General features: G+C 48.2%; 7 protein-coding genes. 1 reads left to right on the top strand and 6 read right to left on the bottom strand.

Annotated features, from left to right (window positions below; genetic code table 11):
• Positions 1-112: 112 nt before the first annotated feature.
• The 3 genes from fusA to rpsL form a co-directional block, all read right to left on the bottom strand.
• A complete protein-coding gene (gene fusA / locus FFM82_RS12845) occupies positions 113-2,209 on the bottom strand; it encodes an elongation factor G (RefSeq protein ID WP_137646180.1) in 2,097 nt (698 codons plus the stop codon).
• 146 nt (positions 2,210-2,355) lie between these two features.
• Positions 2,356-2,826, bottom strand: coding sequence for a 30S ribosomal protein S7 (gene rpsG / locus FFM82_RS12840; RefSeq protein ID WP_137646179.1), 471 nt, complete (start codon positions 2,824-2,826; stop codon positions 2,356-2,358).
• A gap of 13 nt (positions 2,827-2,839) precedes the next feature.
• On the bottom strand, positions 2,840-3,253 hold the full coding sequence (rpsL, locus tag FFM82_RS12835) for a 30S ribosomal protein S12 (RefSeq protein ID WP_137641605.1): 414 nt from the start codon (positions 3,251-3,253) through the stop codon (positions 2,840-2,842).
• 333 nt (positions 3,254-3,586) lie between these two features.
• Between rpsL and FFM82_RS12830 the strand changes: the two genes are divergently transcribed.
• Entirely contained in the window at positions 3,587-4,267 is a 681-nt protein-coding gene (locus tag FFM82_RS12830) for a prepilin peptidase (protein WP_137646178.1), read from the top strand.
• Between the two features lie 53 nt (positions 4,268-4,320).
• Here the strand turns inward: FFM82_RS12830 and rpoC are convergent, their stop codons facing one another.
• The 3 genes from rpoC to FFM82_RS12815 all read right to left on the bottom strand — a co-directional run bounded on the left by rpoC (position 4,321) and on the right by FFM82_RS12815 (position 12,440).
• Complete coding sequence (gene rpoC, locus FFM82_RS12825) at positions 4,321-7,962, bottom strand: DNA-directed RNA polymerase subunit beta' (protein WP_137646177.1); 3,642 nt, start codon at positions 7,960-7,962, stop codon at positions 4,321-4,323.
• Between the two features lie 17 nt (positions 7,963-7,979).
• Positions 7,980-11,594, bottom strand: a complete 3,615-nt coding sequence (rpoB, locus tag FFM82_RS12820; protein WP_170178306.1) for a DNA-directed RNA polymerase subunit beta — start codon at positions 11,592-11,594, stop codon at positions 7,980-7,982.
• Between the two features lie 228 nt (positions 11,595-11,822).
• Positions 11,823-12,440: a TetR/AcrR family transcriptional regulator gene (locus tag FFM82_RS12815; RefSeq protein WP_137646175.1), complete on the bottom strand. Its 618-nt coding sequence runs from the start codon at positions 12,438-12,440 to the stop codon at positions 11,823-11,825.
• Positions 12,441-12,677 lie beyond the last annotated feature (237 nt).

Below are 12,677 nucleotides of genomic sequence, written 5' to 3'. Positions count from 1 at the left end.
TCAAGTCTCATTTAAAATCAAAATTACAAAAAAGAACCCAATTCGTAAATGAATTGGATTCTCAAATTAGTCCTCATCAACACCGGTTGACAAAGAGCCAAATATCTCAAGCCTAGTTGGCAGGAGTACCACCATTCTTCTTGATGATATCTTCTTGAACTGACTTTGGTACCTTTTCGTAATGGTCAAAGGTCATGGTAAAGGTCCCACGACCCTGAGTAGCTGACCGAAGCGTGGTTGCGTAACCAAACATTTCAGCCAACGGAACGAAGGCGTGCACTTCTTGTGCGTTCCCACGTTCTTCCATCCCTTCGATGTTACCACGACGAGCAGTAACGTGACCCATAACATCACCTAAGTAATCTTCTGGGGCAACGATATCCACTTTCATGATTGGTTCAAGGATGACCGGACCGGCACTCTTAGTGGCGTTCCGTAATGCTAATGAAGCGGCAATCTTGAAGGCTGCTTCACTAGAATCGACATCATGGTAAGACCCATCATAGAGCTTAGCCTTAACGTCAACCAATGGGTAGCCAGCTAACACACCGTTAGCCATGGCTTCCTTCAAACCTTGTTCAACTGAAGGAATGTATTCACGAGGAACAACCCCACCAACGATGGCATCTTCGAATTCGAAGCCTTTACCTTCTTCGTTAGGTGTGAATTCGATCCAAACATCACCATATTGACCTTTACCACCAGATTGGTGAACGAACTTACCTTGAACCTTAGTTGGTTGCGTGAAGGTTTCACGGTATGAAACTTGTGGCGCACCAACAGTGGCTTCAACGTTAAATTCACGACGCATCCGGTCAACAATGATATCCAAGTGAAGTTCACCCATCCCGGCGATCAAAGTTTCACCAGTTTCAGGGTTAGTTTCAGCCTTGAAAGTTGGATCTTCTTCAGAAAGCTTTTGTAAGGCAACGTTCATCTTGTCTTGGTCAGCCTTAGTCTTAGGTTCAACGGCAACCTGGATAACTGGGTCAGGGAATTCCATTGATTCCAAGTGGTATGGATGATCAACGGAAGTCAATGAGTCACCAGTCGTGGTGTTCTTCAAACCAATGGCAGCGGCGATATCACCAGAGAAGACTTCTGGGATTTCTTTACGTTGGTTCGAGTGCATTTGAAGCAAACGACCAACCCGTTCACGCTTGTCCTTAGTTGCGTTCAAGACGTATGAACCAGATTCCAAAGTCCCTTGGTATACCCGGATGAAAGTCAAACGACCAACGAATGGGTCGGTAGCAACCTTAAATGCTAAGGCAGCAAATGGCTTGTCGTCACCGGCAATCAAGTCAACTTCTTCATCAGTTTCAGGATCAGTAGCCTTGTATGGCTTAACATCAAGTGGTGATGGTAAGTAGTCCACAACGGCGTCCATTAACATTTGAACACCCTTGTTCTTGAAGGCAGAACCAGCAAGAACTGGGAAGAATTCCAATGATAAAGTACCCTTACGGATGGCAGCTTTAATTTCGTCTTTAGAAATTTCTTCACCACCAAGGTACTTTTCCATGATACCGTCATCGATGTCAGCTAAGGCTTCGATTAAGTCGTCACGAGCTGCTTCAGCTTCTTCTTTGTATTCATCAGGAACGTCAACCGTATCCCATTCAGTACCAAGTTGATCTTCATCATAAAGGTCAGCCTTCATTTCGATTAAGTCAATGACCCCTTCGAAATTATCTTCGGCACCAATTGGTAATTGGATGGCGTGGGCGTTCGCTTGTAAACGGTCATGAATCGTGCTTACAGAGTACTTGAAGTCCGCACCGATCTTATCCATTTTGTTAACGAAAACGATCCGGGGAACGTTGTAAGTTGATGCTTGACGCCAAACCGTTTCAGTTTGGGGTTCAACACCAGATTGGGCATCCAATACGGCGATGGCACCATCTAACACACGGAGGGAACGTTCAACTTCAACGGTGAAGTCCACGTGTCCTGGGGTGTCAATGATGTTGATCCGGTGGTTTTTCCACTGCGCAGTCGTCGCAGCAGAGGTAATGGTAATCCCACGTTCTTGTTCTTGGGCCATCCAGTCCATTTGTGAAGCACCATCATGGGTTTCACCAATTTTGTGGATTTTACCAGTATAGTACAAGATACGTTCGGTAGTGGTAGTCTTACCAGCATCGATATGGGCCATAATACCAATGTTACGAGTCTTATCGAGTGAAAATTCTCTTGTATTAGCCATTAGTAATGTGTTTCTCCTCTCAAGGTAAATGGAATAAACAAATTGTAATACATTTTTGAAAAAAGTGACTACTATATGCTCACCATATAATAGCCACCTTCTGTTGCGTTTAGTTAAAGGCGAGCTTTAACCAAATCACGGAAATATTACCAACGATAATGTGCAAATGCACGGTTGGCTTCAGCCATCCGGTGGGTATCTTCACGCTTCTTAACGGAAGCACCAGTATTGTTGGCAGCGTCCATGATTTCACGAGCTAACCGGTCGGACATGGTATGTTCACCACGTGAGCGAGCATATTGAACAATCCAACGAAGGCCTAAGGTCGTCTTACGATCTGGGCGAACTTCGATCGGAACTTGGTAGTTAGAACCACCAACACGGCGGGCCTTAACTTCAAGAACTGGCATAACGTTCTTCATAGCTTCTTCGAAGACTTCCAAAGGATCGTTACCAGTTTGTTCCTTAATTTGATCAAACGCATCGTATAAAATCGTTGATGCGGTACCGCGCTTACCATCTAACATTAAGTGGTTAATTAAACGCGTTACTAACTTAGAATTATACATTGGATCTGGCAAAACTTCGCGTTTTGCTGGTGCACCTTTTCTTGGCATTTAACTTACCTCCTTATTTCTTTGGCTTCTTAGTACCGTACTTGGAGCGGCTTTGACGACGGTCTTCAACACCGGCCGTATCTAAAGCACCACGAACAACGTGGTAACGAACCCCAGGTAAATCCTTAACACGACCACCACGAATTAAAACAACACTATGTTCTTGGAGGTTATGGCCAATACCAGGAATGTAAGCAGTAACTTCAATCAAGTTTGATAAACGTACACGTGCGTACTTACGTAAAGCCGAGTTAGGCTTCTTAGGTGTCATCGTACCAACACGGGTTGCAACCCCACGCTTTTGTGGTGCAGGGTTCTTAGTAGCAACCTTCTTGTAGCTGTTATACCCGAAATTTAAAGCCGGGGAATTTGATTTTGATACTTTAGTTTTACGACCTTTACGAATTAATTGGTTAATTGTAGGCATATTCTAAAGTGTCCTCCTTCCAAAATTGTCTGAGTTTTAAGTCCACACATCCAGGTGGTTCTTTTTTAAGTAAAAAAACAGCACCAAGACGATGGCGATTGTGCGATAAGCCGACCAGTCAGCATGTCTGTATTCCTGATACAGGAATCTGTCTGCAAAAAGCACCTTTACTAAGGTAACACGACAGGCGCGTGAATGTCAACTCTATTTCGCGGATTCTCGCGGTTTTCGTGACCGCTCAACTATTATACCGAGAATTAAAATATCGTGCAACGACTTTCACGGTTTCCGCCCCCCTTTTCGAAATTGATGAATGAAAGGAGGTGGTCGCTAATGCTACCCGTCAACTGGACCCTCTTCATGCTCGGTGCCAGTCTGGGATCCTGGTTAGCCTGCATGGCGGAACGGCAACCCGCCCGGGACCAAGTGCAATTTTCTAACCGCTCCCACTGTCCCCATTGCCAGCACCCGTTACGTGCCTGGCAGCTGATTCCAATTCTCGGTCTCCTGCTTCAGCGAGGCCGCTGCCACGACTGCCAGCACGTGATTCCGCGTTTATCGACCGTTGTGGAACTAGTTACCGGAAGTTTAACTTTAGCCCTTCTAAGCCAACCGGATCGGTGGTCCCAGCTGCCGTTACTGCTGAGTGACCTCGTTTTAATCTTCAACAGCTTGACCGACATTCACGAACTCAGCGTCTACCCACTAACGCTGTGGCCGCCCGCGCTCGTGGGTCTCTGGCACCACCCCCCACTCCTCGATTGGGATAGCTTAATCTTGATCTGCTTACTGGTGGGACTCTACCTCGTCGCCCGCTACTTACACCAATTCGGTATGGGCGACGTCGAAGTTCTCGGGATGCTGGCCTGCGTCACGTCAGCAACCAACGTCCTGACCAGTTTAACGTTGGCCGCCGTTGCCGCACTCATCATCTTTAGCTGCCACCCGGTCCGCCACTTACCATTCGTGCCCTTCCTCAGTTGGGGCTTCATTGTCTGTACCCAACTTCTTTAAAGCGCACAAAAAAGGACGACCTTGACAGGTCGTCCTTTCGCGCAAGTTACAACTTACTTACTCGTATCTTGTTCTTGCATTTGTTTTTCAAGGTCGCTGATTGAGTAAACGCCGTCAGCCACGTTACCAACTTCCTTTGGCTTGATATGACGGTAAACCGGCATACCAGTCCCAGCAGGAATAATCTTACCGATGATAACATTTTCCTTAAGCCCGATCAGTGGATCGTTCTTACCACGGATAGCTGCATCGGTTAAGACCCGTGTCGTTTCCTGGAATGAAGCCGCTGATAAGAAACTATTCGTTTCAAGGGCAGCCTTGGTAATCCCAAGAATAACTGGCCGTGACGTTGCAGGAATCCCACCGGCAATCAAGGTCTTGTAGTTCTCGTCCTTGAAGTCGGCAATGTCCATTAACGTCCCAGGTAAGACGTCGGTATCGCCCGGATCCATGATCCGAACTTTACGAAGCATCTGACGAATCATGATTTCAACGTGCTTATCGCCAATTTCAACCCCTTGCATCCGGTAAACGCGTTGCACTTCACGGAGCAGGTAGTTTTCAGTTGATAAGACGTCACGCACTTGAATCAGTTGCTTAGGATCGATTGACCCAACGTTCAACGCGGCACCACGGTGAATGAAGTCCCCTTCACTAACGGCCATCCGTGCCGTCAATGGTAAGGTGTAGGTCCGGGTATCCGTTTCACCCTTAACCGTAATTTCCTTCGTCCGTTCTGCCGGATTTTCTTCGATTGATTCAACCGTCCCGGTAACTTCGGTGATTTCGGCACGCCCTTTAGGATTCCGCGCTTCAACAATTTCTTGCACACGAGGCAACCCTTGGGTGATATCGTCTCCGGCAACCCCACCAGTATGGAAAGTCCGCATGGTCAGCTGGGTACCAGGTTCACCGATTGATTGTGCGGCAACCGTCCCAACGGCTTCGCCGACTTCAACTTCGTCACCGGTAGCCATGTTACGGCCGTAGCAATGTTCACAAACCCCGTGTTTCGTGTTGCAAGTGAAGGCTGAGCGAATCGTCACTTCAGTCACACCGGCATCGACGATCTTCTGGGCAAGTTCTTCATCGATCAAGACGTTGTTGCCAACGATTTCTTCGTGGGTTTCAGGATTGAAGACGGTCTTCATCGTGTAACGACCCAGAATCCGGTCGTACAACGGTTCGATGACTTCGTTACCTTCCATGATGGCACTGATCCGCAAGCCGCGGTCAGTTCCACAATCCTTTTCACGAACGATGACGTCTTGGGCAACGTCAACCAAACGACGGGTCAAGTAACCCGAGTTGGCAGTCTTCAAGGCCGTATCGGTCATCCCTTTACGAGCACCGTGGGTCGAAATAAACATTTCCAAGACAGAAAGTCCTTCACGGAAGTTCGAAAGAATTGGTAATTCCATGATCTTACCGTTAGGCGCAGCCATCAAACCACGCATCCCGGCTAACTGCGTAAAGTTAGAAATGTTACCACGGGCACCGGAATCACTCATCATGAAGATTGGGTTATCCGGGCTGAAACTATCGATCAGTTTTTGTTGAATTTGGTCCTTAGCGTCGTTCCAGACACCAATAACCCGTTCGTAACGTTCGTCGTCGGTAATCAACCCACGGCGGAACTGTTTCGAAATCGTATCAACCTGCTTGTGGGCAGCGTCGATAATGGCCGGTTTTTCCTTCAAATCGGTAATATCGGCAACCCCAACCGTCAAACCGGACTTCGTTGAGATGTTGTAACCCAAGTCCTTCATACGGTCAAGCAGTAGTGACGTTGCCGTCACGTGGTATTGCTTGTAAACTTCAGCGATGATGTCGGCTAAGAAGCCCTTCTTAAACGGCATGACCAAGTCCTGCGCGTCTAAGAACTGATGGATATCTTCACCAGGCTTCAAGAAATACTTGTCCGGCGTCCCGTTGATCAAATTATCGTTAGTTGGTTCGTTCAGGTAAGGGAACTTCTTCGGCAAGATGTCGTTGAAGATGGCCTTCCCAACGGTCGTCACTAAGATTGATTGCTTTTGTTCGTCAGTGAACGGCTTTTCTGGCATGGATGAAACTTGAAGACCAACGCGACTGTGCATGTGCACGTAACCGGATTGGTAAGCCTTTTGAGCTTCGTTCAAGTCTTTGAAAATCATGCCTTCGCCTTCACGACCAACTTCTTCGGTCGTCAAGTAGTAGTTCCCGATAACCATATCTTGAGATGGTGTAACCACTGGCTTCCCATCCTTAGGTGCCAAGATATGGTGAGCTGCGAGCATCAGTAACCGGGCTTCGGCTTGCGCTTCATCTGATAGTGGCAAGTGAATGGCCATTTGGTCACCGTCAAAGTCGGCGTTGTAGGCTTCACAGGCTAACGGGTGTAACCGCATCGCCTTACCACTAACCAACACGGGTTCAAACGCTTGAATCCCTAAACGGTGAAGCGTAGGGGCGCGGTTAAGTAACACTGGGTGTTCCTTAATAACGTCTTCCAAGACACCCCAAACGTCGTCATCGGCACGTTCGATCTTACGCTTAGCGTTCTTAATGTTAGAAGCTAATTCACGCTTAACCAGTTCTTTCATAATGAACGGCTTGAAGAGTTCCAACGCCATCTGACGCGGTAAGCCCATTTGGTTCATTTTTAAGAAAGGACCAACGTCGATAACCGAACGACCAGAATAGTCAACCCGCTTACCAAGTAAGTTTTGACGGAACCGTCCCTGCTTTCCTTTCAACATGTGTGAGAGGGACTTCAACGGACGGTTACCAGGACCAGCAACCGGACGGCCACGACGACCATTATCGATCAAGGCGTCAACGGCTTCTTGTAACATCCGCTTTTCGTTTTGAACGATGATGCCCGGTGCGTTTAAGTCCAATAAGCGCTTCAACCGGTTGTTCCGGTTGATAACCCGCCGGTATAAGTCGTTCAAGTCGGAAGTGGCGAAACGACCACCTTCCAATTGAACCATTGGCCGAAGATCCGGTGGAATGACCGGGATTGCGTCCATTACCATCCAAGATGGTTCGTTACCGGACGTCACGAAGGCTTCGACAATGTCTAAGCGCCGGACGGCCCGGGTCCGCTTTTGACCAGAAGCGTCTTTCAAAGCTTCCTTCAAGTCACGGGCTTCTTTTTCCAAGTCCACGTCGTCTAAGAGACGTTTGATGGCTTCAGCACCAATTTCAGCTTCGAATTCGTTACCGTATTGGGCCTTCTTCTCACGGTATTCGCGTTCTGAAAGCAACTGCTTCTTCTCCAACGGTGTGTTACCAGGTTCGATAACAACGTATGAAGCAAAGTAGATGATTTCTTCAAGTGCACGGGGGCTCATGTCCAACACGAGACCCATCCGGCTAGGAATACCCTTGAAGTACCAGATGTGCGTTACGGGTGCGGCAAGTTCGATGTGACCCATCCGTTCACGACGAACCTTACTACGGGTAACTTCGACCCCACACCGGTCACAGACAATCCCTTTATAACGGATTCGTTTGTATTTACCACAAGCACATTCCCAATCCTTAGTAGGACCGAAAATCCGTTCGTCAAACAAACCGTCTTTTTCAGGTTTCAATGTCCGGTAGTTAATGGTTTCAGGCTTTTTGACTTCGCCATATGACCAGCTGCGGATCTTGTCTGGCGATGCCAGACCGATCTGCATGCTCTCAAACTTGTTGACATCGATCAAAGGACCGACCTCCCTTTTTATTGATTATCCTGGTGCGCGTTTGTTGTTGCTTCAGTCGTTGCGCCGTCGGTTTTACCCGGCTTGTCAGCGGCCTTTTGTTGTTGTTCTTGTTGGAACTTGCTCAAAGCATCCACGTTAACGACTTCATCGTCGTCATCGTCCATGTCGCGCAGTTCGATTTCTTTATCTTCGCTGTCCAAGACCTTCATGTCCAGACCCAGCGCTTGTAATTCTTTAACCAGCACGCGGAATGATTCCGGCACACCCGGCTTAGGAATTGGTTCGCCCTTAACGATGGCTTCGTAGGTCTTAACCCGACCAACCACGTCATCAGACTTGTAAGTCAAGATTTCTTGAAGGGTGTAGGCTGCCCCGTACGCTTCAAGTGCCCAAACTTCCATTTCACCAAACCGTTGGCCACCAAATTGCGCTTTCCCACCAAGTGGTTGTTGCGTAACTAAGGAGTACGGTCCAATTGAACGGGCATGGATCTTATCGTCAACCATGTGGCTCAGTTTCATATAGTGCATGACCCCAACGGCAATTCGCTTGTCGAATGGTTCACCAGTCCGGCCATCGTAAACGATCGACTTACCGTCTTCGTCCACGCCGGCTTCACGAACGGCTTTCCAAATATCGGAGTCACGCGCCCCATCAAAGACGGGCGTTGCCATGTGGATACCGAGCTTACGTGCGGCCATCCCCAAGTGCAATTCCAAAACTTGTCCAATGTTCATACGTGAAGGCACACCCATCGGGCTCAGCATAATGTCGATTGGCGTCCCGTCTGGCATGTACGGCATGTCTTCTTCGGGAACCACGATTGAAACGGTCCCTTTGTTACCATGCCGGCCGGCCATCTTGTCACCAACTTGGATCTTCCGCTTTTGCGCGATGTAGACCCGAACCATCATGTTAACACCAGGCGAAAGTTCGTCCCCGTTTTCGCGGGTAAAGATCTTAACGTCCTGGATGATCCCGCCGCCACCGTGTGGAACCCGGAGTGAGGTATCACGAACTTCACGGGCCTTTTCACCAAAGATGGCGTGCAATAAGCGTTCTTCGGCTGATAATTCCGTAACCCCTTTAGGCGTTACCTTACCAACTAAGATGTCACCGTCTTTAACTTCGGCACCGATCCGGATGATCCCGTCTTCGTCCAGGTTCTTCAAAGCGTCTTCCCCAACGTTCGGGATTTCGCGGGTCATTTCTTCAGGTCCAAGCTTCGTATCACGTGCTTCTGATTCGTATTCTTCAATATGAATCGACGTGTAGACGTCTTCACGCACTAACCGTTCGTTAATGATGATGGCATCTTCGAAGTTGTACCCGTTCCAAGTCATGAAGGCAACTAATGGGTTTTGCCCTAAGGCTAATTCCCCGCCTTCCATGGCTGGCCCATCGGCTAAGACTTCGTCATTGTCAACGTGGTCGCCGACTTTAACGATTGGCCGTTGGTTGTAGTTCTTACCACCGTTTGACCGGCGGAACTTCATTAATTTGTAAGTGTCTAACGAACCGTCATCGCGACGAACGCGAACTTCGCGGGCGTCAACGTATTCGACGGTCCCTTCATGACGACAAATCAGGGCGATCCCCGAGTCGTGCGCCGCCTTATATTCGATCCCGGTACCGATTAACGGTGCGTGGGGATTAACCAGCGGAACAGCTTGCCGTTGCATGTTGGCACCCATCAAGGCCCGGTTGGAGTCATCGTTTTCCAAGAAAGGAATACATGCAGTTGCGACGGCAACTACCTGCTTAGGCGAAACGTCCATGTAATCGACATTTTCGATCGGCGTTTCCAAGTTTTCTTCCTTTTCACGCGCCAAAACGGTCTTTTCAACGAACGAGCCATCATCGTTTAACGGCGAGTTCGCTTGGGCGATCATGAATTCATCTTCTTCGTCGGCGGCCAGGTAATCGATCTTGTCGGTAACCTTATGGGTCGTCCAGTCCACGCGCCGGTATGGCGTTTCGATGAACCCGTAACGGTTGACCTTCGCGTAGGAAGATAAACTGTTGATCAACCCGATGTTCGGGCCTTCAGGCGTTTCAATCGGGCACATCCGACCGTAGTGGGTATAGTGCACGTCCCGGACTTCGTAGCCGGCCCGGTCACGCGTCAAACCACCAGGTCCTAAGGCTGATAAACGCCGCTTATGCGTTAATTCGCCTAACGGGTTGGTTTGGTCCATGAATTGGGACAACTGTGATGATCCGAAGAATTCCTTAATTGAAGCCACGACCGGGCGAATGTTGATCAATTGTTGCGGCGTAACCGTCGCAGCGTCTTGAATTGACATCCGTTCGCGAACCACCCGTTCCATCCGGGATAGCCCGATACGGAATTGGTTCTGCAAGAGTTCACCCACGGAACGAATCCGCCGGTTACCCAAGTGGTCGATGTCATCGGTTGAACCGAGACCTTCTTGCAAGTTGAAGAAGTAGTTGATGGAAGCAATGATGTCAGCTGGCAAAATATGCTTGAACTTCAAATCAATGTTGCCATTACCAATAACGTTAACAACCTTTTCAGGATCGTTTTCTGAGTAAACCTTGATGACTTGTAAGACCATCGGGTTAGTCACAACCGCTTCATCAGAAGGCGTGTAAGTAACCGTCTTGAAGTCATCCTGCTTCAAGTATGGTGCTAACTTCGCCATGACACTCTTATCAATGACGGTGTCCTTTTGCGCGATAACTTCACCGGTATCCGGATCAGCTAACGTTTCAGCTAAAGTCAAGCCCATCAAGCGGGTCTTCATGTTCAACTTCTTGTTGACCTTGTAACGACCAACTGGTGCGAAGTCGTAACGCTTTGGATCAAAGAAACGCGCCGTTAACAAGCTCCGTGAGCTATCGGCCGTCTTTGGTTCACCGGGACGTAGGCGTTCGTAGATATCCTTTAAAGATTCTTCGACCCGCGAATCGTCGGTGTTTTTGTGAACGTCTTTTTCCAACGTGTTCATCAAACTGTCGGTTTCACCCAACATGTCGATGATGTCGTCGTCGGAACCGAAACCTAAGGCCCGCACTAATTCCGTTAACGGAATTTTCCGGGTCCGGTCAATACGGACGTACGCAATGTTTTTAGCGTCGGTTTCAAGTTCTAACCAGGCCCCACGGTTAGGAATAACCGTTGTCCCGTAACTTGGACGCCCATTCTTATCTAATTCTTCATTAAAGTAAACGCCGGGTGAACGGACTAATTGTGAAACGATGACCCGTTCGGCACCGTTAATGATGAACGTCCCTTGTTCAGTCATTAATGGGAAGTCACCGAAGAATACGTCTTGCGATTTGATTTCGCCAGTTTCGTGGTTAGTCAAACGTAAGGTCACATGCAATGGTGCCGAGTAGTTGGCATCATGTTCACGAGCTTCTTCGACGGTGTACTTTGGTTCTAATAGTTGATAGTCGACAAATTCAAGTGAAAGTTTCCCTGCGAAATCGTCGATTGGCATAATATCTTCAAACATTTCCCGGAGACCTTCGTCCAAGAACCATTGGTAAGAATCGGTCTGGATTTCGATCAAGTTAGGCAAATCAAGAACTTCCTTGATACGCGCATAACTTCTACGGGTACGGTGTTTACCGTATTTTACTAAATGTCCGGCCAAGTTGTTCACCCCTTCTTATTATTCCGGAACCCGTCGCCACCCGGTCAAATATTACATTTGTGTTACAAATGCACTTTGACCCGAATTTTGAGCATAAAAAAACCAAAAATAGTCATTTAAGTTAACTATTTTTGGATTTATATTAACGAACCGCGCAGACAATAGATTGCGCACTCGTTCGAGTTCACGGTTACAGACAAGTCATAATATACCGCTTAGTCCCACGGTTGTCAAGACCTAGGATTCTGATTCGGCTGATTTAGTTGGCGCCTGCGCGACCCCGTACAAAATCATCTTCAGCAAGGTTTGCACCCGCGTCCGTTCGTCGGCGTTCGGATCACCGATTCGGTGGAACTGGTTGAACAGCGGGCTCAAGCTGGTCAGGTAAAAGTTAGCCGCCATCTGCGGACTAACGTGGGGCTGAAGCGCCATCGCTGGTAGTTCAAAGACCGCCTGAATCGGTTCGACATAGTCACTTCGAAAGACGCCCGCCAACTCGCGAATATTTTCTGGCGACAAGGCCTTAAAACTCGTGTGAATCAAGGTAAAAATATCGGCGGGGTGTTTATGGGTCAGTAGGATCGAAACGTCGGTTAACTTATCAAGCGGTGTCTGGTCGTCCGCAAGTATCGCTTCGATACCGGCCTTGATCTCGGCACCGACCGTTTTGATCACCGCAATAAAAATCACTTCTTTATCTTTGAAATGATGATATAAAGCCGGCTGCGTAATGCCGATCGCGTTGGCGATATCCCGGGTACTGGTCGCAGCGTAACCGTTCGTTAAGAACAAGTCGCGTGACGTGTCTAAAATTGCCTGGTGGGTTTTCGCTAACTGTTCTGCGCGCGTCACCATTTCATCATCTTCTTTCTGTACTAGTTTACCTATTATAATCTACACCAAATCCCATGGGAAACAAAGGGACGCATTAAACAACAATAGAGTGGCGCCCCACCCTTCAGTGGGACACCACTCTGCGTTGTTTACAATTTCGGCTCTATGATATTTGGTGTTGATGGATAAAAACCATCAACACCATTTTTTATGCACAACAAAAGGACATACCGTCCTGTGCTACAATCTAGTCGACCA

The sequence above is a fragment of the Lactiplantibacillus plajomi genome, assembly GCF_005405405.1.
Lineage (GTDB): Bacteria > Bacillota > Bacilli > Lactobacillales > Lactobacillaceae > Lactiplantibacillus > Lactiplantibacillus plajomi.
The sequence above is the reverse complement of the archived record's forward strand: the minus strand, read 5'-3'. Positions and strand labels throughout refer to the sequence as shown.